The organism is Paraburkholderia rhynchosiae (assembly GCF_002879865.1).
Taxonomy (GTDB): Bacteria; Pseudomonadota; Gammaproteobacteria; order Burkholderiales; family Burkholderiaceae; genus Paraburkholderia; species Paraburkholderia rhynchosiae.
The window spans coordinates 305,894-332,659 of the sequence record NZ_PNXY01000002.1 but is presented as its reverse complement, the minus strand read 5'-3'; the positions used below and the strand labels follow the sequence as shown (position 1 = coordinate 332,659).

Genomic DNA, 26,766 nt, shown 5'->3' with positions numbered 1-26,766 from the left:
TCACAGATAAATGGCGGCGCCGGCGCCCACGTTGGTCGCGGTGTCTTTCAGCGTCTTGACGATGTACTTGACCCGGTCGGTGTCGAGCAGCGTGTGCAGCGGCAGCGCCAGCGCGCGATCGCCGATGCGCTCGGTGTCGGGCAACAGGCCGCTCTTGCGGCCGATCGCATCGCCCGCGTTCATGTAGTGAAACTGCTGATGCAGCGGATGGCTGTAGGCCACCGTCTCAATGCCGCAAGATTTCATGTCGTCGATCATCTGGGCGCGCGCGCTCTGCGTAAAACGCTTGCCCAAATGCACAACGTAAAGCATCCAGTGCACTTCTTCGACGTCCTCGGCCACGTAGGCCGGCTTGATCCCTTCGAAGCTTTGCATCTCTTCGTGATACCAGGTCTCGACCTGCTTTCGCTGCGCGAGGCGCGTGTCGAGTTCGGCCAGTTGCGCGAGACCGAGCGCGGCGGTCAGATCACTGATGCCCGCCTGCAGCGGCACCCACGAGCCGACCGAGACGGACGCGCGGTCCGTCACGCGCCGCTCGCGCAGATAGCGCAGTTCATGGACGAGTTCGTCATCGTCGGTGACAAGCATGCCGCCCGCTCCTGTGCACAGCGCGGACGGGCTGGAGAAGTCGAACACAGATACGTCGCCGAAACAGCCCACGTTGCGGCCCCGGTAGCGCGAGCCCAACGCCTCAGTACTGTCTTCGATCAGCCGCAGGCGCTGCGCGTCGGCCAGTTCGCGCAGCAGCGCCCACGCAGCCGGGTGGCCGTTGGTGTTGCCGGCGAGGATCGCGCGCGTGCGAGGGCCGATCTTCTGCGCGGCTTTTTCGGCGCTCAGACAACCGCTCCAGTAGTCGATGTCGGCGAACACCGGCACGGCTCCCGCCAGCGTGATCGCCTGCGCCACCTGATGCCAGGCGTGCGACGCGCAGACCACCTCGTCTCCCGGGCCGATCCCCATCGCGCGCAACGCAATCCAGGTGGCGAGCGTGCCGCTCGCGACCGCGACCGCATACTCCCGGCCAACCCAGCCCGCAAACGCGCGCTCGAATGAATCAAGTATCGGCCCGTCGCTCCAACGCGAGGATTGCAGCACCGCGTTGACGAGATCGATCTCGCGCGCGGCGCAGGCCGGTTCGCTCAGCGCGATCTCATCGATTTCCATGTGCCTTCTCCTCGGTCAGGATCAACGCATCGGCCTCTTCAGGCCGCTGCGTGATGGACCTGCAATGCCCGGCCGACATCGCGAAATAGATACTGCGCACACCGAACCGAAGCGCTGCTGTCTCGTCGCGCATCACCGTTGCGCTGACATGCATTGTGCGCACCTCGGGATAACGTTCGTGCCATTGCGCGGCGGCGTCGCGTAGCGTCGGTGCCGTGCGGAGCAGGTCCGCCGCGAAGTCCAATTGCTCGGCGTTCAGGCTCATCTCACTCCTCCACGCCAGCAATGCGCCGCGCTTCGACCGTGATCGGCAGCGGCGTATCGTCGGCCATCGCGGGCAATTCGAGTTGCCAGCCGTTCGCGAGCGTGACGAGACCGCCCCACATCCCGGGCTGCGCCATCGCGACAATGGGCTCTTCCAGGTCCTTCTTTGGCACGTAGGCGCTCAGCGCGCCCTTGCTGTCCTTGCGGATCATGACTTTCATGGTTGCGGACTCCGGAGATTGATGACAGGTTCAAGCGGAATGCGCTGCTTCCTCCAGCAGTGGACGAAGCAACGGTGGCAGATGGGCGAGCACGTACTCAATGTCCTGCGCCGTAGTGATTTCGCCGAGCGCAGCCGCACCGCCGCGTGCAGCCAGCGCACGCGCCAGCTTCAGGTGCACTGCATGTTCGATCGCGCTGGATACGCCACGGTGCCGGCCCTCCGGCGCCGCCGCGCGCAGCCCGCACACGGCCAGGTGATTGGCTTCGGTGGCGCCGCTGGTGAAGATCAACTCTGCGGGCTTGCAACCGAGCGCTCGCGCGATCGTCGCGCGGGCCGCAGCGAGCGTGCCCTTCACCTTCTGCCCGCCGGCATGCTGCGACGACGCGTTGCCCCGCACATCCGTCAAGATGGACAGCATCGCCTGCCACGGCGGAGGCTGGCGGCATGGTCGCGTTGTGATCGAGATAGATCGTCGCCCGGCTCCGTTAGTTTGCTTCACGGCCAGAACACGCATTCGCGATCGATGCACAGCGTATCCAGCAGCTCGGCCAGATTGGTGCTCTCATGCTGGGGCATCCATCGGTGCGACGCATGATCGCGCGCGCTCAGGTGCCACATACCGTCTTCATCGCGCGTGAGCCAGGCTATGTCGATCAGCCCGCCATTCGCGTCGACATTGTGGGAGCAGCACGGGCTCTCGACACGGAACCCCTGCCCATCGCGCAGCACGCGCGGCACCACATAGCGGTAGCGGGTACGCTCGCGCAACGCTTGCTCGATCTGGCGCTGGGTCAGGTCGAACGGGCGGCCCGCGCGCAAACCGTCGCGCGCCGGCGCCGCTTCTGGCGCGCTCGCCTGAACCGTCATGACATGGCTCCTTCTTCGGGTAGCAGGCCGGCGGGTGCGGGCGCAATTTCATTCTCCGTGCATCCGACGACACAGTTGCCGAACTCCACCATATAGACCGGCTCGCCGCTCTCAACCACCCGGCCGACGTTGACGATTTCGCCGACCGTACCCGCCTCGGCCAGACAATCGTCCTGGCCGCGCTCCGGAAAGCTGCCGTCGTTGCACAGGTCATCCAGCGCGATCACGCGCATGCCCCACTGATAAGCAGGCTGAACCGGTTCGATACTCATGCTGACGGCTCCTGCGGTTGCGACGTTTCCAGCTGGACCCGTGTGCCGATCTTGTGCAGCGCTTCGGCCCGCTCGCCCAAGCCTTGCAGCACAACGTCCGGCAGGTTGTCGAGCGTGCATAGCTCTTTCGCGCGCATGCCGACACGGTGGCCGCTCTCGACGAACTCCACTGCGTAGATATAGAACCGCTGAAGGAAGGTGTCGATGCTGGTGACGTAGCCGAACTCGCCCTTGTTCACCAGCACTTCGCCGATGTCCTTGCCGTTGTAGGTGCCGTCGTTTCGGATCACCGCGCGTGCGATCACGCGCTCGCCGTAGTTGAAGCGCGGGGGAAACGCGACCTCGATCAGGTCGTCGTCGCGGTTGATGTCAGCCATGCTTCACTCCCGCTGATCGTTGCGTCTGTCCAGTGGTCATCAGGTTCGCGACCTCGCCCGACTGCCGGCGCTGCCGCGCGAGCGCGCGCACCTCTTCGTCCGCGTCGTCCACCCGCGACGCCACGATTTCGCCAGCGGCGCGCCCCGCGACTTCCCAGCGCACTCGCCAATCGGGATCGAACGCGAGGCGCGATAGCAGCGTCGCGGGCAGACGCTCCGCGACGCTGCGGCGTACCTCGGCCTCGCTGTCGTCGCCAATACGCAGCAGCGCGGGCATCTCAAGACGCTCGGCCAGTCGCATCCGGACTACGCGATCAGGGTCGCCGATCATCTGCGGCAGCAGCGCGAGCGGCAGACGCTGAGCCACCCATTCGCGCACGCCGTAGTCGGAATCGCCCCGCATGCCGACCAATGCAGCAGACGACAGGCGCTGCGCCACGCGAATCCGCACCTCGCGATGCGGATCGTGGATCAGGCGCGCCAGTTGCGCCTGCGGCAATCGCAACGCGAGCTGCAGCCGGACCATCTCGTCCGGGTCGCCGAGCAATGCGGGCAGACAAAAGACATCGGCGTGACTCGCGGCGATTGGGCGCACCTCGAAGTACGGATGCGCAAGCTGCTCGTTGGCCAGTTCAGGATGCCAGTGAAGGAAACGCTCGATGCGGCGCGCGTACGCATCCTGCATGCACGCGTGACCTGGCCCGCGACCGTGCTCCGCCGGCAACTCGCGGAACCGCACATACCCGCAGCCGGCGCAGTCGAGCGGGCCGCCCTGCCAGCGACGCGGTGTAAAGTCGCCGCCTGGTACGCGCACGTTCTGTACGCTCATGGTTGCGTCCCCGTCCAGCCGCGCGTCGGATACTCACTCAGCGCATCCATTGCATCGTCGGACCCGACGCCGGTCTCATGACGATCCAAGACCTGCGAAAGCAGCGCGCCGCCCACCCGGTCTTCGGGATCGAGCCGGCGCAATTCGCGCAGTAGCATGCGCGCTTCTTCAAAGTCGCCGAGACGCATGTTGAGGTACGCGAGGCCTTTCAGCGTGAACAGATAAAAACGCGCGGCCGCGTCATAAGGCGTGGTCACGATCGCAGCCGCAAGCGGTTCGTCGCCGAAATTTGAGCCCAGCGCGGTGCGAGCGACCGCCACCGCGTCTTCGCCGATCGCACGCGCCTGCGCCAATTGATGGCCGTAGAAGTAAAAGCGGTACAGCGCGATCAACGGCACCGGATGGCGCGGCGCGGCGGCTCGGGCGCGTTGCAACAGCGCGAGCGCCTCGTCGGGGCGCTCGCGCAGCCGACCCGCCTCGGCGATCAATGCATTGACGCCTGACGGCAAGCCGCCGCCAATCGCGCTCTGCGCAAACGCGGTCATTGCGTCGTCGAGGGCACGGTCGCCAGACTCCATCGCCATCGCTCCTCTTCAGGAGAACTGACGCGGCAGCGGCGGCCGCCCGCGGCCAATCGCGCTGACATCGATGGTCGCCACGCCCGGCGGCGCCGACTCCGCACTGCTGCAACCACAAGCGGCCTGGTTCGGATTGAAGAAGATCAAGCCGGACTGGGTTGGCGTGTCGGCGAAATCGATCGTTATGCCTTCGAGCATCAGCCGGCTTTCAGCCGGCAGGAATACGCGCAGGCCGTTGATGTCGAGTTCCTGTTCGCCTGGTTGCAGCGCCGGCTCGGCGGTGAATTTCGCGGTATAGCCGGAACAGCCGCCGGCGCTCACCACCAGACGAAAGCCGGCGCCAGCCGGCAGGCCCGAAAAGCGCACGATACGACGCATGAACTTCTCGGCGGCGCTCGTAACAGTTACGTTGGACAGCATGATGCGTAGTCTCCTGATGGATGAATGGCCGGCCCGGCCACGAGCCAGACTCAAACCTGAACGATGCAGCCGTCCACGGGACACACGGCGACGCACTGCGGGTCGTCAAAGTGCCCTTCGCATCCGGTACATTTCTTGGGGTCGATCGCGAACACGCCGCCTTTCTCGCTGATCGCGACATTGGGGCATTCCGGTTCGCAGGCCGAGCATCCCGTACAGGTGGACCCAATAATCTTCAGAGGCATGGAGGCTCTCCTGTTGTCCTGTCTGAAAGGGTGTGGGGGTGTCACGCCGCTGAGGCTGACGAGGTGTAAGCGCCCTGGCGGATCGAAGCATCGCCGCGGTCCCGGTGCACGATGGCGCCGCTGGCGATGCGACTGCGGTAGTCGTTGAACCAGGCAAGCACCGCTTTTTCGATAAATTCGCCGACGTACTGATCGACCGGCTCGATGCCCGCTTGCGCCAGTTCGTCTTTCGGGCAGGCGCCGATCTTCGCGACCAGCACCGCGTGGCAGTCGTGGAGCGCGTGCACGACCAACGGTAGTTGCTCGTCGTCGCCGTAACCGCCCCGGCAATACAGCTCCACCCGGCGATGGCCGACGAACAGCGCGTCGGCTGCCGAGACCTCGAAGATCTGAAACTCCGTGACGTGGCCGAAGTGCTCGTTGACCCGGCCGCCGCCCTTCGTTGCGACCGCGACCAGCACCTTCATGTCGTCGGCGACGTCGATCTCGCGAGAGACAGCCAGCGCTTCTTGCTTCGCGTCGTGCTGCGCCTGACGCTCGGCTTCGACGCGCTGCTGATATTCACGGCGGCGGTCGAGATCGTAGACCACTTCCATCTGCTCGATCTTGTCGAGCGTGAAATCCTCGCTGCGGTCCTCGCCCAGCAGGCCAACCGCATCCGCGCGGCACTGGCGGCAATGACGCATCAGGTTGGCGCCGCCCATGCAGGCGTCCTGCACGGCCTTGAGTTCCTGCGCAGTCGGTCCGCGCTGGCCGCTCAGGCCAAAGTGAGTGCCGTGCTCGGGCTCCGAGATCAGCGGCATGATGTTATGCAGGAACGCGCCGCGTTTCTTGACGTCGCGGTTGACCTCGATCAGGTGCTCCTCGTTGATGCCGGGAATCAGCACCGAGTTGATCTTGGTCAGCACGCCGCGTGCGGTGAGCATCTCGAGACCCTTCATCTGCCGGTCATGAAGGATGCGGGCTGCTTCGTAACCGGTCACGCGCTTGTGCTTCCAGAAAATCCACGGATAGATTTTCTCGCCCACCGCTGGGTCGACCATGTTGATGGTAATTGTCACGTGGTCGATGTTGTACTTGCAGATTTCGTCCACGAGGTCGGGCAACGCCAAGCCATTGGTCGACAGGCACAGCTTGATGTCCGGCGCCTGTTCCTGCAGCATCCGGAACGTCTCGAAGGTCTTCTTCGGGCTCGCCAGCGCATCACCGGGACCGGCGATGCCAAGCACCGTCATCTGGGGAATCTCGCTTGCAACGGCCACGACCTTCTTCACTGCCTGTTGCGGCGTTAGCTTCTGAGAGACCACGCCGGGACGCGACTCGTTCGCGCAGTCGTATTTGCGGTTGCAGTAGTTGCACTGAACGTTGCAAGCCGGCGCCACCGCCACATGCATGCGCGCATAGTGATGATGGGCTTCTTCCGAGTAGCACGGGTGATTCTTGACCTTCTCCCAGATGTCCGGCGGCAAGTCGCCGAGACTACCCGGCGCGCCGCAACTGGCCTTACCCTCGCCACCGTGCGTGCCGCAGCCGCCACCGGTGGACGGGTCTTCGATCTTCGCGCCGAGAGGTTTAATCTGCCCGATGCTGATATAGGCGGTTGCGGCCAAGTCGCTCGCATTTGAACTCGCTTGCATGGATATCTCCTCGCAACCAACGGCGGCCGCGCGCAAGCCATAGAGCCAGATCCATGCCACTCGACAAGAACGCCAGGAATCAACGAGTTAGGATATATTTCGCAGTTCTGTTTGATCCGGCGCGCGACGTATCCCTACAATTTCGTTGCGTCGTGTCGGTGTTGCGACAAATCTCACACGACCCGGACAGCATGCTCTGAACCAGCGAGATGGACCCGCACAAACTGGGCAGGCGAAGCATTCTCTATCCTGGCCAGATCCGGCGAACCTCAACAGAGCATTTATGCAGCGCATAGCCCATCCGCCGGGGTGTGATCCCCAGCAAGCGCGCCGCCTTCCTGGACCGAGCCGCAGCGTTCCATCGCCCAGATCAATCGTTCGCGTTCACCCCTGGCTTCCCCGGCTTGCGATGTCGCGAACGTGTGGTCGTCCGCCCCTGAGCGAACACCGCGCCTGCATCGCCGCCGACACACCGACACCTGATCGATCTGTTAAGTGGGCTTGATCGCCTTTCGCATGCGCCCGACGTCATCCTGCATGCTGTCGTGCACCGCTCATACGCTGCGCTGGATTAGCAACGCCTGCCCCGTCAGGGTCGCGACAATCATCACCGGATGCAGGTCGTCCGCAAACAGCCGGCTTGCATCGGGGTTCACGCAATCGACAGCGAGCACGCCGAGAGTGCGCCGGTCGGCGTGGATTGGCGTCGCGAGCATGGCGATGCAGGCCCCGGTATCTGGTCCGCGCCACCCATGCAAACAGTAGAGCCGGTTCATCGTTCACGTTGCGCACGATCACCCCCATGCCGCTCCTTCGCGCGCGGCCGCCGGTGCGTTCGCCGGGCCGGAACTGAAGACGCTGCTGCTCGTCACGCGAAAGACCCGTAGCGCTCAGGCCGCGCAGTTGCCCGTCCGGTTCGGCCAGCACCACGAAGGCGCGCCGCCACTCCATCGTCTGCACAAGATAGTTCAGGGACTCGCGGAAGGCTTTCGCCACGTCGACCGACGAAACCAGCGTCTTCTCACCTCGTAGACGCCGTCGAGCGCTTGCCGGGCAACGCTTGCCTGAATGTTCACCATTGTCTTCACCTTCGTGCGCTGCGCGCTTTCGATGTACCAGTGCAAGGCGCACGATTGATGCAAAGACACATGTGAATCCCGCGCGCGTAACGACAAATCAGACAAAAAGAACGGCGGCAATCTTCGCTCGTCGGGCGCATCGACACAAAAACAACAGCGAAACAACAGCGGCCCAGCTGAAAGAGGCCACTAGAGCGTGAAAATCCACTGGCATGGAAGTTGCCATGAAGGTCGCGTTACCCCGCTTTCAGGAGCCTGCGATGTCGGATTTCCAACGCGTCAGTACCGGCCTGCATCCGCGCGGCGCCAACCTGGTGCATCTGGATCATGTCGCCACCACGCCGGTCGATCCGCGCGTGATCAGACGCATGCTGCCTTACCGGACCGAGATGTACGGCAATTCCGCCAGCCGTTCGCATGCCTACGGCTGGGTCGGCGAAGAAGCTGTGGAACCGGCCCGCGAGCAGGTCGGCTCGCTCGTCAACGGGGACCCACACGAGATTGTCTGGACCTCTGGAGCGACGGAATCGAATAACCTCGCGATCAAGGGTGCTGCGCACCTTCATCGCGCCAAAGGCAATCCCCTGGTGACGCTCACGACCGAGCACCAGTCGGTGCTCGGCGCGATGCTCGAACTTGATCGCGATGGCTTGGAGGTCACAGTGTTGCCGGTGCAAGAAAGCGGTCTCGTGGACCTCGCCGTGTTCGAAGCAACGCTCCAGCCGGGCGCCGTGCTTGCGTCGGTGATGTTCGTCAACAACGAGACGGGCGTGATCCAGGACATCGCCGCAATCGGCGCGCTCTGCCGCGCCCGGGGCATCCTGCCGCACGTGTGCCGCGCAGGCCGCCAGCAAGGTGCCGATCGATCTCGCCGCTTTGCCGGTCGATCTGATGTCGCTCTCGGCTCACTAGATCGACGGCCCCAAAGGCATTGGCGCGCTGTACGCGGAGCTCCGGCCGCGCATGCGGATCGCGTGCCAAATGCACGGCGGCGTTTACGAGCGCAGCATGCGCTCGGGGACGTTGTACACGCACCAGATCGTCGAGGAACTGCCATTGCCGCCGGTCGAGATCCAATGGTCGGTTCTCGCCGAGGACGCGATCAAGGCGGCGTGCCTGACTTTCGCTCGCGCCAGACGGTTCGAGGCGCAGCACCCGACGACCTGTAACTCGCCGAGCAACCGACCTGCTCGTCTAACCCGAAGTGAGTCCATTCAAGCCTGAGAGGAACCTCCATGGAAACGCTCACCCAACCGGCTTCCGCCACACCCGGCGTCATGCCCGGCCTACTCGAATTGACGCCTCAGGCCGCTGCGAAAGTGGCCTCGCTGATCGAGGAAGAAGGCAATCCCAACCTGAAGCTGCGGCTGTACGTGTCCGGCGGCGGCTGTTCGGGCTTGCAGTACGGCTTCGCGTTCGACGACCAGGTGGCGGACGACGACATGCAGACCGTCACGGACGGCGTCACGTTGCTGGTCGATTCGATGAGCCAGCAATACCTGCCCGGCGCGCGCGTCGACTACGAAGACGGCCTCGAAGGTTCGCGCTTCGTCATTCACAACCCCAATGCGCAGAGCGCCTGTGGCTGCGGCAATTCGTTTTCCGTCTAAGGCAATCATGAAAATCTCACTGACTGGCGCCTCCCGACGACGAGGAGAACAACCAGTTCGACAATGCGTGGGGCGTTGACGTGCAATCGCGTCTCGCGTGCTGCGTGAAGCTGCGACGCCGACCTGACGATCGAACTGCCGCCACATACGCGCGACCTCGCGCGTGAGCATTGAGGGCATGCGTCCTTAGCGCTGTGCGGCCTCTTCAAGCGCCATAGCGGTCAATCGCCGCGAGCGCATAGCCGCGCGGATAGCCGCCGCCTGTGTTTATCTTCCCGCATCGCGGTCGCTATGGATAGCCAATCCCTACAGCGTTTGCATCGCGCCGACCGCATCCGCACATCCTGGCTGACCACGCCCGTCGCATCGCGCATCGCTTTCTGCAGCGCCGCGTTGATCGCTACACCTGGTTGTTCGAAACAGGACATTCGCGACAGGTCTTCGTTGGAACCGCTTCATCACAGCGCCAGCGAACACCGGAAAGCCCCGCAGCAAGCGGCTATTCGCACTAACCGTGCATGGCGCAGTACTTGCAAACCGTATGATCAAATGCCTAATGGAGAACTTTCCGTGTCGAATCCGATCATCAACGACACCACACTGCGCGACGGCGAACAGACCGCTGGCGTCGCATTCACGGTTGCCGAAAAATGCGCGATTGCCGAGGCGCTCTCAAGCGCCGGCGTACCCGAACTGGAAATCGGTATCCCCGCGATGGGTGCCGAGGAAATCGATTGCATCCAGACCATCGTCGCGCTGAATCTCGACGCCGATCTGATGGTCTGGGGCCGTCTCACCGACGCGGACCTGGCGTCGGCCTTGTGCTGCAATCCCGACATCATTCACCTGTCGATTCCCGTGTCCGATATCCACCTTCAACACAAATTGCACCAGCCGCGCTCGTGGGTGCTCGCGCAGGTGAATCGCGTGATCAGCGCCGCCGTCAAAAGCGGCCGCAAGGTTTCGCTGGGCGCGGAGGATGCCTCGCGCGCGGACCCCTCGTTCCTCGCCGACGTGGCGCGGCACGCGCAACAGTGCGGTGCGCAACGCATCCGCTTTGCGGACACGCTCGGCGTCCTCGATCCTTTTTCGACCTATGAAGCGATTGCGCGATTGCACGACGCGGTCGATCTGGAAATCGAAATCCACGCGCACAACGACCTCGGGCTCGCGACCGCGAACACCCTTGCCGCACTGCGCGCCGGCGCAACCCACGCCAACACCACTGTCAATGGTCTCGGCGAACGCGCCGGAAACGCCGCGCTGGAGGAGATTGTGATGGGCGTGCGCCATATCATGGGTCGCAACACCGGCGTCGACACGACCGCGCTATTGAGCATCTCGCGGCTTGTCGAACGGGCTTCAGGACGCCCGGTCGCGCTTAACAAAAGCATTGTCGGCGCCAGCGTATTCACGCACGAGTCCGGCATCCACACAGACGGGCTCGCGAAGAATGCATCGACCTACGAGAGCTTCGATCCCGCCGAACTCGGTCGCGAACGCTCGGTCGTGCTCGGCAAGCATTCGGGTTCGCAAAGCGTGCGCCGGGCTTATGACGCGCTCGGCCTGGCCGTCAGTGAAAAGCTGCTCGTGCTGCTGCTGACCCGTATCCGCCACCACGCCACCCAGCACAAGCAAACGCCCAGCGCCGCCGACCTGTATCGCTTCCTGATCGAGTTGCGCTACACGGTCGGAGAATTGAGCGGCGCTGTGGTCGGCTTCACGAAGTGCGTCGCGAAACCCGAACAGTCGGGCACGACGACGCCGTGCGCCACCAGCGGCGCCTGCGACAAGTACTTCGCCGAGTCGACGTTCTGTCCACACCTATCCTCATCCGCTTGCCAGGAGTAAACGCGATGGAAAGCTTTATCCAGCAACTCAAGGCGCTGTCCTCAGCCGAGGACTTCCTGCAGTTCTTCGGCATTCCGTTCGACCAGAAGGTCGTCAACGTGAGTCGACTGCACATCCTCAAGCGCTTCTTTCAGTACATCCAGCAACAGGACGCGCTGCCGGAAGGCGGCGAACCCGCCCTGTTCGCGTCATATCACGCGCTGCTGCTGAAGGCTTACGGCGACTTCCTCACCTCCACGCCGGCGCAGGAAAAAGTGTTCAAGGTGTTCCGGGACACAAATGGGCGGCAGCACGTTTCACTCGACAGTCTGCGCGCGTCGCTGCCCGCGCGCACCCTTGCCTGACAGGTGGAGCAAGACCATGCACATCGTTAAGACCATGCACATTGTCGTCTGCATCAAGCAGGTCCCGGACTCGACGCAGATCCGCGTTCATCCGGTCACCAACACGATCATGCGCCAGGGGGTTCCGGCGATCGTCAACCCGTATGACCTGTTTTCACTCGAAGAGGCGCTGCGACTGAAGGACCGCTTCGGCGGCAAGGTCACGTTGCTTTGCATGGGCCCGCCGCAGGCCGAAGAAGCGCTGCGCAAGTGCATCAGCTTCGGCGCGGACGACGCCGTGCTGCTCACCGACCGAGCATTCGCTGGCGCGGATACGCTCGCTACGTCGTACGCGCTGGCAGCGGGTATCCAGCAGATCGCGAAGGAGCAGGCGGTGGACATCGTGTTCACTGGCAAGCAGACGATCGACGGCGACACCGCGCAAGTCGGCCCCGGTATCGCCAAACGCCTCGGGCTGCAACTGCTGACCTACGTGTCGCGCATCGTCGAGACCGCTCTCGATGCGCGCACGATCACCGTCGAGCGACGCGCCGAGGGCGGCGTGCAGGTGCTCAGGACTGCGCTGCCGTGCCTGATCACAATGCTGGAGAACACCAACGAACTGCGTTTTGCGACGCTGCCTGCGATGATTCATGCGGCCGGCTATCCGGTGCGCAAATGGAACTGCGAACAGGCCGGCATCGAAGACCTCAGCAAGATCGGCCTGAAGGGCTCGCCGACAGCGGTCAGAAAAGTCTTTGGACCGACGCCGCGCAGCGAGAAAGCGGAGATGCTCGACCTCGACGCATCGAGTCTGTGCGACGTGTCGGTGAACCTGCTGCAAAAGATCTTCACGCGCCATCCTACCCTGGAAGCTGACCTGCTGATGAAGGAGGGGTCATGAACGCACCCGCCGCCCCCGCGAAGAAACCCGCCGGCCGCGCAGGACGCAACCTCGAACTGCCGGAACACCTGAAGGCCTACAAAGGCGTCTGGGTCTTTATCGAGCACGACCGTGGACACGTGCACAGCGTCTCGTGGGAACTGCTCGGTGAAGCACGCAAATTGGCCGACACGCTCGGCAGCCGAGTGGGCATCGCGGTGCTCGGCGGCGCGAATGAACCGCTCGAACAGTTCGCCGCAGAAGCCTTCACTTACGGCGCGGACGATGCATACATCGTCCACGACCCGGTCTTGCAAGGCTATCGCAACGAGCCGTTCACGAAAGGGCTGACCGACCTCGTCAACCGGCATCAGCCCGAGATCCTGCTGCTGGGTGCGACGTCGATGGGCCGGGACCTCGCCGGCTCCGTAGCGACGACCCTGCTGACCGGGCTGACCGCCGATTGCACCGAACTCAACATCGATCCCGCGTCGCGGGCGCTGGCGGCGACGCGCCCCACCTTCGGCGGCTCGCTGTTGTGCACGATCATGACGCTCGCGTACCGTCCGCAGATGGCGACGGTGCGCCCACGCGTGATGCCGATGCCGCTGCGCGACGCCGAACGCACCGGCAACATCGTCCATGGAACGCTGGGGATGATCGAGACGGACATCGTCACGAGGCTGCTCGACTTTATCCCGGATGCGAGCAGCAACCGGATCAACCTGCCCTATGCCGATGTGATCGTGAGCGGCGGCAAGGGGTTGAAGAGCCCGGAGAACTTCCAGCTGGCGTTCGATCTGGCGAACGTGCTCGGCGGCGAAGTGGGTGCGACCCGGCCATGCGTGCAGGCCGGCTGGGTCGAGGGGGAGCGCCAGGTGGGACAGACCGGCAAGACGGTGCGGCCCAAGCTCTACATCGCCGCCGGCATATCCGGCGCAATCCAGCACCGCGTGGGCATGGAAAGCGCAGACGTGATCGTGGCGATCAACACCGACCCGAACGCACCCATCTTCGATTTTGCACACTACGGGATTGTCGGCAATGCGTTGCAAGTGTTGCCCGCGCTGAAGCAGGCTTTTGTGGAGCATTTGACCCGGCGCCGCGAGCAGGCTGCCTGAGGAGAATCACTATGAGAAAATCTTCACAGTTCGATGTGATTGTGGTCGGCGCCGGTCCGTCCGGCAACGCTGCCGCTTACACGATGGCCAAGGCAGGTCTGGAAGTGCTGCAGATCGAGCGCGGCGAATATCCGGGCAGCAAAAACGTTCAGGGTGCGATCCTGTACGCGAAGGCGCTCGAAGAGATCATCCCGGACTTCCGCGACGATGCGCCGCTGGAGCGCCACGTCATCGAGCAGCGGATGTGGATGCTCGACGATACGTCGTTTGTCGGTACACATGTGCGCAGCGAGGATTACAACAAGCCGCCCTACAACCGCTACACGATCATCCGCGCGCAGTTCGACAGGTGGTTTTCATCGAAAGTGCGCGAAGCCGGCGCACTGCTGCTCTGCGAGACCACGGTGAAGGAACTGATCATGGATGGCGACCGGGTGGTCGGCGTGCAGTGCGACCGCGAGGACGGCGATGTCTATGCCGACGTGGTGGTGCTCGCCGACGGCGTGAATTCGACGCTCGCGCGCAAGGCGGGCTTTCATGGAGAGATCGGGGCCGGCAACGTTGCGCTCGCCGTCAAGGAGATTCTCTTCATGCCAGAGGAGACGATCCGCCAGCGCTTCAACGTCGGCGAGGACGACGGCGTCGTGATCGAGATGGTCGGCAGGATCACCGACGGCATGATGGGCACTGGCTTCCTCTATACCAACAAGGAATCGCTCACCATAGGCGTGGGCTGCATGCTGAGCGACTTCAAGAAAAACCCCAACCGCACGAGCCCCTACGTGCTCCTCGAAAAGATGAAGCAGCACCCGTCGATCGCACCGCTGATTGCGGGCGGCGAGATGAAGGAGTATTGCGCGCATCTGATTCCCGAAGGCGGTTTTCACGCAATCCCGCAGGTCTACGGCAACGGCTGGATGATCGTTGGCGACTCAGGCGGTTTCGTGAACGCCGCGCACCGAGAAGGATCGAACCTCGCGATGACCACGGGACGCCTCGCCGCCGAAACGGTGATCCACGCGAAAGCCGCGGGCCACGGCTACCGCGCCCGCACGCTCAAGGCCTACAAGGCCGCGCTTGATCAGAGCTTCGTGATGAAAGACCTGCACAAGTACCGCGACATGCCGGCCGTGCTGCACCAGAATCCGCAGTTCTTCACGACCTACCCCGACCTCATGGCGCGCGCCGCGCGCACGATGATCACGGTCGACGGTAAGGACAAGAAAAGCAAGGAGCGCGAGATTTTTTCGAGTTTCCGCACAGCCCGTTCGCTTTCCGGCATCGTGAGTGATGCCTACAAACTCCTGAGGGCCTTCCGATGAGCACCCTACCCGTCAACGTAGAGGAAAAGCTGTTCCAGAACCGTTACCGCGTCGATGCAGGACGGCCGCACGTCCACATCAAGGATGCCGACGTCTGCCAGAGCGAATGCAGCACGAAGAGTTGCACCTTCGTCTGCCCGGCCTCGTGCTACAAGGCCGAAGGCAACGGCGCGGTGACGCTGATCACCGACGGCTGCCTCGAATGCGGCAGCTGCCGCATCCTCTGTACCGACCACCAGAATATCGAGTGGGACTACCCGCGCGGTGGTCACGGCATCCTGTTCAAGTTCGGTTGAGGAACATCGTCATGGCCAGAGCAGAACGACATGTGTTTGCTTGCACCCAGAATTGGCCGCCGCAGCATCCACGCGTCGCCTGCGCAGGCGGCAAGGGCTCGACCGCGCTGCTGAAGGCATTCTGGGCGGACCAGCAGAAACGCCAGGCGCCCGATACCGTCGCGATCACGAATTCGGGCTGTCTCGGCCGGTGCGATCAGGGCGCGACCGTGCTCATCTATCCCGACGCGGTGCTACACAGCGGCGTGACGATGGCCGACATGGAGAAAAACTTCACGCGTCAACTCGAAGGCGGCGAACCGGTGCAGCGCCTCATCGTCGCGGAGACGGTGTGGTGAACCTGCTGACCGGGGTCGAGTCGAACGAACTGTTCGGAGGCGAGGTGTCGGCCTCCGTGCGGCGTCTCATCGAAGGCCTGCATGGCGCGCCGGCCGAGCAGATCGTCGCAGTCCTGTGGAGCGTCACGCTGACCTCTCCGCAAAGCCTTGCCGCCTACTATCTGCTCTACAAATTCCATGCCGGACGCCGCGAACTCGATGAGGCAGAGCACGCGGCCCATCTGGGACTAAAAGCAGCTGCGCATGCCGCCGGATTGAATCAGGACTGGCAGATGGTACAAGCCGGCGATGCGAACTTCCACGCGCCCGGTCCCGCCCGCTTCTGGCTGTTCACGCTAAAGGCGCTCGCCTTCATCGGCCTGCGGCGCGGCGAACGCGAAACCGCCACACAGTTGATCACACAACTACGGCAGCTCGATCCGGCGGATCACCTCGGCTTCGGCGTAGTGGAAGCGTTGCTGCAACGGTCCGGCTGAGGAGAGGTACGATGTCCAAACAGCCCGCCATCGCATCGATGGCCGAGGACAATCTGGCAGCCGGCGGCGTGGCAGCAGTCGACCGTGCGCTGACCCTGCTGGCTGCCTTCGGCAACGGCACGCCCGTGCTGTCATTGAGCGCGCTCGCGGAACGCACGCGCCTGTACAAGAGCACCGTGCTGCGCCTGCTCGCGTCGCTGGAACATGCGCATCTCGTGGTGCGCCGCGCCGATGGCTGCTACGTGCTGGGGTCCGGCGTCGCAAGGCTGCATGCCGTCTATGCGCAATCGTCCTCCAGCGAGTCGCTGGTGATGCCCGTGCTGCACGAACTGGTGGCCGCAACCCGTGAGAGCGCCGCGTTTCACGTACGTCAAGGTTCGCGACGGATATGCCTTTATCGCGTCGACTCGCCACAGCCTGTGCGAGACCACATCCGCGCGGGCGAGCTACTGCCGCTGGATCGTGGCACAGGAGGCCGGGTGTTGCAGCCTACTGCCACGAGGGCGACGAGGCACTCGGTCAACACATCCGCCGCCCGCAGGTCATCGCGCTAGCAGGAGACCGCGATCCTCAATTGGCAGGCATCGCCGCGCCGGTGTTCGGCCCGTCCGGGCAACTCGCCGGTGTCGTTACGCTGACCATGCCCCGCGAGAGACTGGACCCCGCTTGGGCGGAGATAGTGAGGAATTCTGGGCGAATTCTCACACGATACCTTGGCGGAATCGAGCCGGGGCCGGGCAGACGGGTAGTGATGCGTGAGGAACGAACTTGGGTTGTCACTTGCTTCTACTGATGTCTTAATGTTGGCCATTGCGGCCAGCCGCGGTCAGTCCCAACTTCGACTCAACGAATGTCAGTACATGGGCACCTTCAGTTTGCCAAGTTTTCAATCGGTGATGATGGCTCGGTAGATTGCAAGCTGTACATTGGGACTTTCAATGTGGCTGTGCCGCTGTGCCTGACGGGGTTCGCTGATCGGTTCCCCGTCGCTTTCGCGCACTCGACGGTGCTCGGACCGGACAATCCCGGGCTTTGCCGAGCACGCTCCAAGCTGTCGTGCCATCACGTCATGATGACTTGGGCAATCGGTCGACTCTTCTCGTCTTGTCAGCGTTTTGTCTTGCTATCAGGCCGGCTGACTACGCAACCGCGGCGGCAGATGTCTTCTGCCCGGAACTCGCCTTGATCTGCGCACAGCCCCCAGACGACGCGCAATCCTGTTGGCGCGCGACAAAATCGCCTCTCTGATATGACCCCGGGCGCGCCTCCACAAATGCAACGCGATCGAACAGCACCGCTTGTGTCGCCGATCGCATCCAGTGTGAGCTGATGGTCGAGCGCGACACGGCCGGCGAACCGGCGATGACAGCGCCGCGTTCGCACCACCTTCGTCGAGGTACTGACCGCCCCTGAGGTCGGCCGGACTGTTCTCGACGATTACCGAATTGGCGCCGACGCGGGGCCGCTTCCGATCGTGATCATGCCATGGTCCGCGCCAAACCCTGGCTTGACTTGTCTGAGCTATTCGCATCAGTCGCGATGTCGCGGCCCCGACACGCCGCAAGTCCGACAGTGCTTTCAGAAACGCTTGATCTCGACACCGTATTTCCTCAGCGCGTAGCCAATCTGGCGCGGCGTCAGTCCGAGCAGTCGCGCCGCCCTTGCCTGCACCCAGCCGGACCTTTCCATGGCGGCGATGAGACGCTCGCGGTTGGAAATCTTCGCACCGCTTCCGAAGGCTGCGCCGCCAGGCGCTAGCGAGGCCTGCTCGCTGCCGACAGGCGGGACCGCAACTGCGCCAGACGTAGCAGCCTCAGCCTGAGGCGTACCCGGTTTCACTTGCACTGGTACGATCGGCCCGGCCTGCAGCGCCATCTCGTCCGGTCCGCTCTTCCATAGCATCGCGGAAAGGCACTGGCCGTGGGAGCAGGCAAAGTCGTTTCTCACGATCGATAGTCCCGGCGCCAGGGTCGCAGTCCGCTGCACGCAATTCTCGAGCTCACGGACATTGCCGGGAAAACCGCAGTTCATCAATACTTCAATCGCACTCGCATCGAAGGTCAGCGTACGGCCGTTCTCTCTGTTGAAGTTCTTGAGAAATTCAACGGCGAGCAGCGGGATATCACTGCGCCTTTCGCGCAACGGCGGCAGCAGCAAGGGAACCACGCTGATGCGATAATAAAGGTCAGCGCGGAACTCGTTCCTTTCCACCGCGTCTTCCAGGTTCTTATTCGTGGCGGCAACCACGCGAACATCGACCTTAATGGTCTGGTTGCTGCCGACACGCTCGAATTCTTGCTCCTGCAGGACGCGCAGCAGCTTTGCCTGGAACGAGGCCGAGATCTCGCCGATTTCGTCAAGAAACAGCGTCCCCTTGTCGGCGAGCTCGAAGCGCCCCTTGCGCGAATTGAAGGCGCTGGTAAAGGCACCCTTCTCATGACCGAACAATTCGGATTCCAGCACCGTCTCAGGGAGCGCCGCGCAATTGAGCTTGATGAAGGGCCGCTTGGCTCGCGGCGACAGCTCGTGAAGGGCCTTGGCGACCAGCTCCTTCCCGGTACCGGATTCGCCGCGCAACAGAACTGTGCTGTTCGATTTGGCTACCACCGCGATCTTCTCGAGCAGGCCGCGCAGCGCCGGGCTGTCGCCAATGATCCCCTCGACCTGAAACTTCTTACGGTCCTGCGCAGGGTGCTTGAGCTCGGACAATTGTTTTTGCAGCCCGTCCCTCCCCGCCATCAGGCGCTCGCGGTCGCTCTTGAGTAAGCGGTGCAGCTTCACCGTCTGCCCCACCAGGTTGGCGACCATGGTAAGCAGCCGCACATCGCAATCGAGCCGGAAGTTCGACCCATTGTCCACGACGCGGTCGATGGTCAGCGTGCCCACGACCTTCGCGTCGATGCGAATAGGAACGCCGATGAACGACACTCGCATGTCGTCGGAAGCACCGAGCACGCCCATGTCGGCGGCACTGAAGCCCGAATGCACCGCCACGTTCTCGGCGACGAGCGGGCTGTCCGTCGCCACGATCTGGTCAATTGCCTTCTGCGGCAGGCGCATCCGGTAGCGCTCATCGGTGCCTTCGCTCCAGCCGGCGCCAACGGTAATGTCCGGTACGCCATCATCGTCGAAGAGAGAGACGATCCCGAGCCGCATCTGCACAAACGATTGCAGGAGATCGACGACGTTGGCCAGCATGACTTCGAGCCCGCAGGGGCCGGTAAGCACCTTCGATATTTCCAAGGTGCCGGTAAGCGCGCTCTCGTACCACTGCACAATAGGGACCGCGTGGTCCGTCTCGGACTTTGAGCTAGGCCTTTCCCGTACGGAAGCGATATGCAGCATGACGACGTCTCCGTTGTTGTGACCATCCTCCCTGTCACCGTGTTCGGATTTACGAGTATTGTGTTGCATATCATCCTCGATTTCGCGCCCAATTTCATGGGCTGACTTCAAGAGATAACGCCTTTTCATGGCAGGACCGTGAAACTATAGTGCCTGGATTTACTTATTTTCTCCTTTTGCGATCTCACCGTGCGTATTCCGCCGGGAACGCGACTTCCGTTGACGTGGCTCAAATCAACTACGATTTGTCTACTCCAGGTACAGCCGATTACGGGTGTCGTCCATCATTGATTGCTACCTCAGTCTGGTGAGCTATGCCGATGACTTTGTGATCACCGGTTACTCGAAAGAGTTGCTGGAAGACGAGGTCGGGCCACCGGTCGGGGTCTTTCTGCAGGAGCGCGGACTGACGCTCTCCCCCTGAAAAGACCGCAATCACGCACATCTCGCAAGGGTTCGACTTCCTCGGGAAGAACATCCGGAAATATCCGAACGCCAAGCTACTCACCAAGCCATCAAAAAAGAATCTTCAAACGTTTCTGACGAAAGTGCGCGCAGTCATCAAGGACAATGCATCGGCCAGACAGGTCAATCTCATCGGCCTGCTCAACCCGATCGTCGATGTCTGGTCGAACTATCATCGATACGTGGTCTCGAAAGAAGTCTACAGCGCAGTCGACACTGCAATCTGGCAGGCGTTGTGGAAGTGGTGCTGCCGACGGCATCCGTGCAAGGGCGCACGATGGATCAGAGCGCGATACCTCCATCGTGAAGGCACGCGGCACTGGGTATTGGCCGGGATACTGGTAAACCAACGGCAGAAGGGAACCCAGGACGATTGAGGCTGCCCGAAGCATTCGTCGTGTGGACGGAGGATCGAGTGCGCGGGCCAATCTGGTCATGGTCCATCTCCTCTGCCACCAACAGATCCATAGTCGTGGTCTAACGGTGACGAAACCGCCTCCCCAAATCGGGTGCTTAAGGATTGAGCTGTGTATTAAAGGTACATGCACGGCTACCCGACATGACGTCAAGAGGTCTCGCGACCACGGCGAAACAAGGACTGGTCGTCGGCGCACGGGCATTCGCATGCAACCCATACGACGGCCACACGCTGGCGGAGCAACTCGAACAGAGCCCCTTTCTGTTGCAGCATCTGCCGGGTACACCGCAACCGAAGGCCGTGCTGGTCGATCACGGGGTTCGGGGCGTCAATGCCAAAGTATCACCAGTACAACTGATTCATCGCGGCAAACGGAAGACCCTGACCAGCACGCAGCGACGCTGGCTCAAGCGACGATACACGAACGAACCGGTCATCGGCGATGTGAAGAACGACCACGGCATGCGGCGTTGCTGGCTCAAAGGGCAAACCGGCGATGCGCCATCCGCGGTACTGTGCGCTGCCGGTTACAACCTGCGCTGGTTGCTGCGCGCCATCGTCCGTCTGGGCCTGGGGCCTGATTTTTTCATCCTCGCGGTGCTGCATGGACCCGCCAATGTCACGCTGCAGCCGAGCGCTTGCTCGGCACAACCGCTTTCGACGATCTGATTCCTGTTCGCCGACAGGCGCACCCTTGGCTTGGCTCGCTACCGCAAACTGAATTTTTCAGGATCGACTATCTCCCCGCACTATGTCTTTGATTCGTGGATAGAGCGATGGCGGCGTCACCGCGCGCAGCAGGGGCCCGGCTTGAGGCGGAGATACTGCCGCACATCGGCGCTCCCGCGAGAGTTATGGGGCCGAACACCTGCAAGGCACCTCGTAGCGCATGGCTTGCACGTCGGCGTACATTCGATAAAGGGACTGCGTCGCAATCAAAGGTTGCGTTGCAACCAGAAACGCAAATTCAAGGTAATAACCAAATTGACACACGGCTTGCCGGTCGCGCCGAACCTGCTCGATCAGGCGTTTGCCGTCACTGCGCCGAATCAGGCCTGGCGTGGCGATATAGATATCGCCAAAAAATCCTCGAAACCCCGAAAGTCCATGCCGCAAAAACCTGCTCAAGGATCCCAGTTTCCTAACTTGGGTGGGTCGGTCTTCGCGTGGTCTTACGCGGAGCAACCATGCGTGACGCCTCCTGCAATATTATCTCCCGCATCCAGTTGCTTGCCGGATCACCGCTGTGAAGGGCAGACCATTGGACGGCCTCGGTGAATCCGGGAAGTGGCAGCGGAAGTTCGACGATCCGCAGAGGCATCGTTTCTTCGAAATGCTTGGCCAGCCTTAAAGGCATCGTCCCTATACGGTCAGTGTTTAATAGCATAGGCGGGATCATGCTAAAGCTCTGCACGATGACCTCGTTCCGTCTCTTGAGACCGTGCTCAAGCAAAAACCACTCCTCGATGGAGGGCCGCCGCGTACGCCCGAACCTGACCGAAACGTGCCCCATCGACATGTATCTCTCGAATGTAAGCGGCCCTGATAGCTGCTTGTTCGTGCGGCAGCCTACGCAAACGAGTTTCTCCTCGAACAGCTTCGCTTTAGGATGCACGCTCGACATGAACAATTCCGGCAAGATAAGAAAATCGGCTTCGCCGCGCCGGAGAACCTCATCGGGGTCATCGGCAAGTGGTAGCAATTCGAAGCCCACGGCGGGAGCTTCGCGTGCAATACGCTCCACGATCGTTCGGAAAAATACGACTGCCATGAAATCGGAAAGGATGATCCTGAAGCGGCGATCCGATTTGGCCGGGTCGAAGACGTCCCGGGAAATAACGGAGAGCTGGATGTGCACCAGAGCCTCGCGGATCGGGGCGGCGAGCCCTTCCGCACGCGGTGTTGGGACAAGTTCCCGGCCCCTCATCGTAAATAGTTCATCGCAGAAATAGGCGCGCAGCCGGGCGACGGCCGCGCTCATGGCCGGCTGGCTCAGGTTGATGCTGCGTGCCGCCGCGGTGAGGTTACGCTCGGTCATCAGAGCATCGAGCGCGACGAGGAGATTTAGATCGAGGCCCTTGAAACGCATGATCCCAGCTTATCCATAGTGTGGATGTATTCCATCAAAACAATCGATTTTACGAATTGTACAGCATGGAGCATAGTGTTCCTGGCACACCCGATTGAATTTCGCCAACCTGCTGGCGCCTTCGCGGTGCCGGCGGTAGCGGATGAAGTGTGTCGTAGAACTTGAGCGAAGCCGAGGAAATGACGTTGCAGCAGTTGTCAATCAACACATGCATCGGGACACGCGCACGCAAGCGCGACCCTGCCGCTGCTCGGACAAGGACCAAGCCCAAGCTCATCGCCGAGCAATCCGACGTGAGCGGGCAGTCGGTCTGTGACTGGCTCACGCATGGCGCAACAGCGACGTGTACGGCCCGACGGGCGGCCATAACGGTGGGAACATGAAGCACCACTGGCGACGCTTCATCACCTGCACGAAGGAAACGGCGATGCCGAGCTCGCTGAACGTTCTCGGAAGCCACGGCACCAAATTTCAGGTCAATTTCTCGTGGACGCTCTCATGAATACTGTAGCAACACGTCGGGCCGGAGAAATGGAATTTAGGCATATCAGGATGGTTGTCGATCTTTGCCCCGACTCCGAGAAAAATCCTCGGTTGTACGCAGAGCATCAACTGAGGCGCATGTTCAATGCGGCCACAGTCTTCGGCGGCATGGGCAAGCTGGATCGCGCCGACACGACGCGACACGTGTCTGGCATGACGCGCAGGCGTTTACTACCGGCAAACCTTCGCATAGTTGTCCAAATCGTTTCCGTATCGGCCGCTTACCTTCGTACAGTTGAACCAATGCTCGACTTCGCCGTGGCTTCGCGACGAATCGGTAGCAGCCGATTGCAGATGCCAAATGCTTCAGCGACCCAGCCAAATGGATCACGTGTTGACCGCAGTCAGATCGAGCGGAAGATGCGGGAGAAGTCTTTTGTAGATCCGGTGCGAAAGGCACGCGCACTCGATGTAATTTCCGTTGTGGATGAGGTTCGATCGGTCCGTGAAACGTTGACGGTAATGCTCTTTTCTTCGGGCTTCATTCCAGAACTGTTCCAGAGTGCAGACGATTTCTTGCAATCGCACCGCTTTCCCAGCAAGTCCTTCGCGTGCGTCAGGTCCACCCTCAAAGGCCGGACGGCGCATAGGAGGCAGTCATGAACCTGGCCGTGTCCACAGCTGGAGGACCTCTCTCCCTGCGCTCTCAGGTCCGGTGGAGGCTGGCTTGGGAAAACGAGTTGCGACTCGTCGACCACATCGAACTGTCCGAGTTCTTCCGAAAGACCTACGGACCGACCGGGGCGTTTAACGCAAAACCATTCGAAGGCAATCACAGTTGGGCTGGTGCGAGGCCAGAGGTGCGTGCAATCGGCTACGACGCACGCGGCGTAGCGGCTCATATCGGCATACTGCGCCGTTTCATCAAGGTTGGCGCAGTCGATCTACTGGTGGCCGAACTAGGATTGTACGCGGTACGTCCGGATCTTGAGGGGCTCGGAATCCCTCACTTAATGCGCGTGATGTATCCCGTGTTGCAGGAACTAGGCGTTCCATTCGGCTTCGGCACGGTTCGACACGCAATGCGGCAACATATTGCAAGGCTGCTCGGCCGACACGGTCTGGCGACTATTGTGTCTGGAGTTCGCGTGAGGTCGACCCTTCGAGAAGTGCATCTCGATACGCCGCCCACGCGCATCGAGGACGTACTCGTTGTCGTCTTACCGATTGGACGGTCAATGAGCGAGTGGCCGACCGGAACGATAATTGATCGGAACGGGCCAGAGCTGTGAGGCACTGCTTATCCGAAGCGCGTAGCAAGTGCGCTGACACCACCGGGCGTCGCAGCGTTTATTTGACGTTTGACGACGGCCCTAATCCACTTTGCACACCGGACGTCCTCGATGTGCTGGCGGAACACCGAGTGCCAGCGACTTTCTGCGTCATCGGTGCGTACGCAGCGGACCAGCCGAAGCTGATCCGACGGATGATCGCAGAAGGGCACGAGGTCGCAAACCACACGATGACTCATCCGGACCTGTCCAGATGCGAACCCACCGAAGTACAACAGGAAATACTAACGGCAAGCAGCGTCATCAGGATGGCGTGCCCCCAGGCTTCGCTGCGGTATATGCGTGCCCCGTACGGCATGTGGACCGAAGCAGTGCTCACTACGTCAGCGAGTACTGGTCTGGCGCCCCTCCACTGGTCGGTAGACCCGCGAGACTGGTCTCGTCCCGGCGTGGACGCGATTGTCAGCGCAGTGCTGGCCTCTGTCCGGCCTGGCGCAATTGTTCTCTTGCACGACGGGTCCCCTCCCGATGAGTCGGAACGATGCACTCACGCTGCTCTGCGCGAACAGACCCTCATGGCGCTGTCCCTCATGATTCCAGCATTGCATGACCGGGGGTTTGCAATCCGATCGCTTCCTCAACCTCACCGGACGAACCAGACGCCCTATGAACATGCTTGCCACAACTAGCACTGTCCCTGTCTCGTTTTATGCGCTGCTCTCGACTGTCTATAAATGGACCTAGGCGCCTTATGCCCAGCCGACAAACATGTCATCGCTGTCGGACGGCGTGTCGACTCCGACACTCATCTCGACGCCGTGAGGCCGAGGTGTACGATGCGTACACGCGCAACTCCAGATTCAGGGTGATTGCGTTCCCCCAAATATGGGAAGCGCAAGGCACAGATCGCCGCGATACGCCCGCTCGCTTGGAGATTTGTTGCGCAACGTCGACTCCGACACGATAATCGGCTCAGACGTGGTCACGAAGCTTGCATTGAAAATGCCAGTTGACCGCCAGCAACCGGAGCGACACCTGGTTGACCGGGCTGATCGATATGGAGTACTGGCTGCCTTGCAACGAAGAGCGCGCGCACAGGCTCGATTCGGTGCCGTTACGTGCTGCGGCGGTCCATGTGCCATGTACCGCCGGTCCGCGCCCCTTTTGCTGCTAAATCAGTACGAGACACAGTTTTTTCGGAGGAAGCCGAGCGACTTCGGCGAGGACCGCCATCTCACGATTCTCATGCTGACCGCAGGTTATCGGACCGAGTACGTTCCGGACGCCATTGCGGCGACAGTCGTTCCCGACAGATTGGGGGCGTATCTGCGCCAACAACTGCGCTGGGCGCGCTGTACTTATCGGGACACGCTGCTTTCGCTGCGCCTGCTGCCCTGTTTCGATCGTTACCTTACGCCGGACGTGATCGGACTGAATCTGGGCTCGCTATTTCTCGCCTTATCGCTCCTAGCGGGGCTCGCGCAGCTCGCATTAACAGCGACAGTGCCGTGGTGGACTGCCCTGACAATCGCATCATTGACGATGATCCGCCGTAGCATGGCATCGGTTCGCGCTCGCCAGATTCGATTTCTTGGCTTTTCTCTTCACACACCCATTAACCTCTTTCTCCTGCTCCCGCTGAAAGCCTATGCACTGCGTATGTATATTAAGCAATAGGATTGGCTGTCACGGAGCGCTGCTGCCACGTACCACACGGGAGTGGAAACAGGCCGTCACCTCAAACCCGAAGGCGGCACCGGACGCTACAGTACTTTCGATAATCGCGGTGGCGCTTCGCAGAGCGGATCTCACGCGCGGTTCTTCGACGCTGGTGGTGGCATATGACGGCGTTTGTAGCGGGACGAGCGATCGGGCACGCCACTTATCTTGGATGCTATGGGACGGCCGGGTCAGTCGCATCCATTTTGCGCGCTCCTTTGGAGAAAAACGGCAAAGCGTTTGTACCGCATCTGCACATAAAACGTCTCAATCTGATGCACCTTTACCGTGGGGGCCTGCTGAAATATTCGGAGGACATCACTCTCTTTCTGGTGCCCCACATCAACTCCCACAAGCGATTCCATCTCGGTACGTTCGTGCCGACCAGGGTCGCATGGCGCCACGACAATCGGACGGTCGGTTTCCGCCTTCGCGGCGAAGGCTCGGACGCCGTGCGCGTGAAGTGCCGCGTCGGCGGTGCGGATCTGAATCCGTATATCGCTTTTGCGGCCCTGATCGCGGCGGGTCTCTCGACCGGTTTATGTCAACATTGCTTTGTTTAACTAATTGTTTTGAGTATGCATCAAGCGAACAAGTTCGACATTCTGTCCACTAGCGGATGGAACCGATCGAGCCAACTGCAGGGCGGCTGCATTGTCCGGAACGTAACATTCGCGACACGAACAATCGGATGATGCACCGCCATAACCCGACATTGGGCCGGTCAACGTCCCGCAAATTAAGCTCCGACTGCAGATGCGCGTTTGGCACAATGCTTGC

General features: G+C 61.7%; 32 protein-coding genes and 4 pseudogenes. 20 read left to right on the top strand and 16 right to left on the bottom strand.

Annotation, left to right across the window (positions count from 1 at the left end):
* The 13 genes from C0Z16_RS03865 to C0Z16_RS38575 all read right to left on the bottom strand — a co-directional run bounded on the left by C0Z16_RS03865 (window position 1) and on the right by C0Z16_RS38575 (window position 7,652).
* A complete protein-coding gene (locus C0Z16_RS03865; protein WP_102630869.1) occupies window positions 1-1,164 on the bottom strand; it encodes a DegT/DnrJ/EryC1/StrS family aminotransferase in 1,164 nt (387 codons plus the stop codon).
* Window positions 1,151-1,429: a hypothetical protein gene (locus C0Z16_RS03860; protein WP_102630868.1), complete on the bottom strand. Its 279-nt coding sequence runs from the start codon at window positions 1,427-1,429 to the stop codon at window positions 1,151-1,153. Before C0Z16_RS03860 ends, C0Z16_RS03865 begins: the two co-directional genes overlap by 14 nt.
* 1 nt (window position 1,430) lies before the next feature.
* Window positions 1,431-1,649 (bottom strand): putative nitrogen fixation protein NifT, encoded by a 219-nt coding sequence (nifT, locus tag C0Z16_RS03855; RefSeq protein WP_007177241.1) that lies wholly within the window; start codon window positions 1,647-1,649, stop codon window positions 1,431-1,433.
* Window positions 1,650-1,679: 30 nt separating this feature from the next.
* Window positions 1,680-2,069 (bottom strand): aminotransferase class V-fold PLP-dependent enzyme, encoded by a 390-nt coding sequence (locus tag C0Z16_RS03850; RefSeq protein ID WP_244201151.1) that lies wholly within the window; start codon window positions 2,067-2,069, stop codon window positions 1,680-1,682.
* Window positions 2,070-2,146: 77 nt separating this feature from the next.
* A complete protein-coding gene (locus C0Z16_RS03845) occupies window positions 2,147-2,518 on the bottom strand; it encodes a DUF3024 domain-containing protein (RefSeq protein WP_102630867.1) in 372 nt (123 codons plus the stop codon).
* Window positions 2,515-2,790, bottom strand: a complete 276-nt coding sequence (locus C0Z16_RS03840) for a nitrogen fixation protein NifZ (RefSeq protein WP_102630866.1) — start codon at window positions 2,788-2,790, stop codon at window positions 2,515-2,517. Before C0Z16_RS03840 ends, C0Z16_RS03845 begins: the two co-directional genes overlap by 4 nt.
* Window positions 2,787-3,167 (bottom strand): nitrogen fixation protein NifZ, encoded by a 381-nt coding sequence (locus tag C0Z16_RS03835; RefSeq protein ID WP_102630865.1) that lies wholly within the window; start codon window positions 3,165-3,167, stop codon window positions 2,787-2,789. Before C0Z16_RS03835 ends, C0Z16_RS03840 begins: the two co-directional genes overlap by 4 nt.
* Window positions 3,160-3,996, bottom strand: a complete 837-nt coding sequence (locus C0Z16_RS03830) for a 4Fe4S-binding leucine-rich repeat protein (RefSeq protein WP_102630864.1) — start codon at window positions 3,994-3,996, stop codon at window positions 3,160-3,162. Before C0Z16_RS03830 ends, C0Z16_RS03835 begins: the two co-directional genes overlap by 8 nt.
* The gene (locus C0Z16_RS03825) at window positions 3,993-4,574 is read right to left on the bottom strand and encodes a hypothetical protein (protein WP_102630863.1); all 582 of its coding nucleotides are present in this window, start codon (window positions 4,572-4,574) and stop codon (window positions 3,993-3,995) included. The genes C0Z16_RS03830 and C0Z16_RS03825 overlap by 4 nt, the downstream gene beginning before the upstream one ends.
* Before the next feature lie 15 nt (window positions 4,575-4,589).
* Entirely contained in the window at window positions 4,590-4,994 is a 405-nt protein-coding gene (locus tag C0Z16_RS03820; RefSeq protein WP_102630862.1) for a HesB/IscA family protein, read from the bottom strand.
* 50 nt (window positions 4,995-5,044) lie between these two features.
* Window positions 5,045-5,239: a 4Fe-4S binding protein gene (locus tag C0Z16_RS03815; RefSeq protein WP_102630861.1), complete on the bottom strand. Its 195-nt coding sequence runs from the start codon at window positions 5,237-5,239 to the stop codon at window positions 5,045-5,047.
* A gap of 41 nt (window positions 5,240-5,280) precedes the next feature.
* Window positions 5,281-6,876 (bottom strand): nitrogenase cofactor biosynthesis protein NifB, encoded by a 1,596-nt coding sequence (nifB, locus tag C0Z16_RS03810; protein ID WP_102630860.1) that lies wholly within the window; start codon window positions 6,874-6,876, stop codon window positions 5,281-5,283.
* 554 nt (window positions 6,877-7,430) lie between these two features.
* On the bottom strand, window positions 7,431-7,652 hold the full coding sequence (locus tag C0Z16_RS38575) for a hypothetical protein (protein ID WP_244201150.1): 222 nt from the start codon (window positions 7,650-7,652) through the stop codon (window positions 7,431-7,433).
* Between the two features lie 563 nt (window positions 7,653-8,215).
* Here C0Z16_RS38575 and C0Z16_RS03800 point away from each other — a divergent pair.
* The 12 genes and pseudogenes from C0Z16_RS03800 to C0Z16_RS03745 all read left to right on the top strand — a co-directional run.
* Window positions 8,216-8,999 (top strand): annotated as a pseudogene (locus C0Z16_RS03800) (aminotransferase class V-fold PLP-dependent enzyme); the annotation flags it as partial.
* Window positions 9,000-9,190: 191 nt separating this feature from the next.
* Entirely contained in the window at window positions 9,191-9,565 is a 375-nt protein-coding gene (erpA, locus tag C0Z16_RS03795; protein ID WP_102630859.1) for an iron-sulfur cluster insertion protein ErpA, read from the top strand.
* A 23-nt stretch (window positions 9,566-9,588) separates the two neighbouring features.
* Window positions 9,589-9,739 (top strand): annotated as a pseudogene (locus C0Z16_RS38570) (2Fe-2S ferredoxin); the annotation flags it as partial.
* Window positions 9,740-10,135: 396 nt separating this feature from the next.
* Entirely contained in the window at window positions 10,136-11,416 is a 1,281-nt protein-coding gene (nifV, locus tag C0Z16_RS03785) for a homocitrate synthase (RefSeq protein WP_244201149.1), read from the top strand.
* A gap of 5 nt (window positions 11,417-11,421) precedes the next feature.
* On the top strand, window positions 11,422-11,760 hold the full coding sequence (gene nifW / locus C0Z16_RS03780; protein ID WP_102630858.1) for a nitrogenase stabilizing/protective protein NifW: 339 nt from the start codon (window positions 11,422-11,424) through the stop codon (window positions 11,758-11,760).
* A 34-nt stretch (window positions 11,761-11,794) separates the two neighbouring features.
* Window positions 11,795-12,643 carry an electron transfer flavoprotein subunit beta/FixA family protein gene (locus C0Z16_RS03775; RefSeq protein ID WP_102631006.1) on the top strand — a complete coding sequence of 283 codons (849 nt, stop codon included), beginning with the start codon at window positions 11,795-11,797 and terminating at the stop codon, window positions 12,641-12,643.
* Window positions 12,640-13,743, top strand: coding sequence for an electron transfer flavoprotein subunit alpha/FixB family protein (locus C0Z16_RS03770; RefSeq protein ID WP_102630857.1), 1,104 nt, complete (start codon window positions 12,640-12,642; stop codon window positions 13,741-13,743). Before C0Z16_RS03775 ends, C0Z16_RS03770 begins: the two co-directional genes overlap by 4 nt.
* An 11-nt stretch (window positions 13,744-13,754) precedes the next feature.
* Window positions 13,755-15,065: an FAD-dependent oxidoreductase gene (locus C0Z16_RS03765; protein WP_102630856.1), complete on the top strand. Its 1,311-nt coding sequence runs from the start codon at window positions 13,755-13,757 to the stop codon at window positions 15,063-15,065.
* Window positions 15,062-15,361 (top strand): ferredoxin family protein, encoded by a 300-nt coding sequence (locus C0Z16_RS03760; RefSeq protein ID WP_102630855.1) that lies wholly within the window; start codon window positions 15,062-15,064, stop codon window positions 15,359-15,361. The genes C0Z16_RS03765 and C0Z16_RS03760 overlap by 4 nt, the downstream gene beginning before the upstream one ends.
* Before the next feature lie 11 nt (window positions 15,362-15,372).
* Window positions 15,373-15,699: a (2Fe-2S) ferredoxin domain-containing protein gene (locus C0Z16_RS03755; RefSeq protein ID WP_102630854.1), complete on the top strand. Its 327-nt coding sequence runs from the start codon at window positions 15,373-15,375 to the stop codon at window positions 15,697-15,699.
* Window positions 15,696-16,175: a hypothetical protein gene (locus C0Z16_RS03750; RefSeq protein ID WP_102631005.1), complete on the top strand. Its 480-nt coding sequence runs from the start codon at window positions 15,696-15,698 to the stop codon at window positions 16,173-16,175. The genes C0Z16_RS03755 and C0Z16_RS03750 overlap by 4 nt, the downstream gene beginning before the upstream one ends.
* Before the next feature lie 11 nt (window positions 16,176-16,186).
* Window positions 16,187-16,968: pseudogene (locus C0Z16_RS03745) on the top strand (IclR family transcriptional regulator).
* 785 nt (window positions 16,969-17,753) lie between these two features.
* Here C0Z16_RS03745 and nifA read toward each other — a convergent pair.
* Window positions 17,754-19,649, bottom strand: a complete 1,896-nt coding sequence (gene nifA / locus C0Z16_RS03740; RefSeq protein ID WP_208638621.1) for a nif-specific transcriptional activator NifA — start codon at window positions 19,647-19,649, stop codon at window positions 17,754-17,756.
* A 145-nt stretch (window positions 19,650-19,794) separates the two neighbouring features.
* Here nifA and C0Z16_RS38345 point away from each other — a divergent pair, with 145 nt between their 5' ends.
* The 3 genes and pseudogenes from C0Z16_RS38345 to C0Z16_RS37705 all read left to right on the top strand — a co-directional run.
* Complete coding sequence (locus C0Z16_RS38345; protein ID WP_175130654.1) at window positions 19,795-19,944, top strand: hypothetical protein; 150 nt, start codon at window positions 19,795-19,797, stop codon at window positions 19,942-19,944.
* A gap of 124 nt (window positions 19,945-20,068) precedes the next feature.
* Entirely contained in the window at window positions 20,069-20,362 is a 294-nt protein-coding gene (locus C0Z16_RS39450; RefSeq protein ID WP_175130655.1) for a group II intron maturase-specific domain-containing protein, read from the top strand.
* A 143-nt stretch (window positions 20,363-20,505) separates the two neighbouring features.
* Window positions 20,506-20,976 (top strand): annotated as a pseudogene (locus tag C0Z16_RS37705) (transposase); the annotation flags it as partial.
* 279 nt (window positions 20,977-21,255) lie between these two features.
* Here C0Z16_RS37705 and C0Z16_RS03725 read toward each other — a convergent pair.
* On the bottom strand, window positions 21,256-21,531 hold the full coding sequence (locus C0Z16_RS03725) for a hypothetical protein (protein ID WP_146014274.1): 276 nt from the start codon (window positions 21,529-21,531) through the stop codon (window positions 21,256-21,258).
* A gap of 13 nt (window positions 21,532-21,544) precedes the next feature.
* A complete protein-coding gene (locus C0Z16_RS03720; protein ID WP_102630851.1) occupies window positions 21,545-22,492 on the bottom strand; it encodes a LysR family transcriptional regulator in 948 nt (315 codons plus the stop codon).
* Window positions 22,493-22,990: 498 nt separating this feature from the next.
* Between C0Z16_RS03720 and C0Z16_RS03715 the strand changes: the two genes are divergently transcribed.
* The 5 genes from C0Z16_RS03715 to C0Z16_RS03695 all read left to right on the top strand — a co-directional run bounded on the left by C0Z16_RS03715 (window position 22,991) and on the right by C0Z16_RS03695 (window position 26,549).
* Window positions 22,991-23,638, top strand: coding sequence for a response regulator (locus C0Z16_RS03715; protein ID WP_146014273.1), 648 nt, complete (start codon window positions 22,991-22,993; stop codon window positions 23,636-23,638).
* Entirely contained in the window at window positions 23,635-24,267 is a 633-nt protein-coding gene (locus C0Z16_RS03710) for a NodA family N-acyltransferase (RefSeq protein ID WP_102630849.1), read from the top strand. The genes C0Z16_RS03715 and C0Z16_RS03710 overlap by 4 nt, the downstream gene beginning before the upstream one ends.
* The gene (nodB, locus tag C0Z16_RS03705; protein WP_102630848.1) at window positions 24,264-24,956 is read left to right on the top strand and encodes a chitooligosaccharide deacetylase NodB; all 693 of its coding nucleotides are present in this window, start codon (window positions 24,264-24,266) and stop codon (window positions 24,954-24,956) included. Before C0Z16_RS03710 ends, nodB begins: the two co-directional genes overlap by 4 nt.
* A gap of 250 nt (window positions 24,957-25,206) precedes the next feature.
* Window positions 25,207-25,944 carry a glycosyltransferase family 2 protein gene (locus C0Z16_RS03700; protein ID WP_244201148.1) on the top strand — a complete coding sequence of 246 codons (738 nt, stop codon included), beginning with the start codon at window positions 25,207-25,209 and terminating at the stop codon, window positions 25,942-25,944.
* 164 nt (window positions 25,945-26,108) lie between these two features.
* A complete protein-coding gene (locus C0Z16_RS03695; RefSeq protein WP_244201147.1) occupies window positions 26,109-26,549 on the top strand; it encodes a glutamine synthetase in 441 nt (146 codons plus the stop codon).
* The last annotated feature ends 217 nt before the right edge of the window (window positions 26,550-26,766 follow it).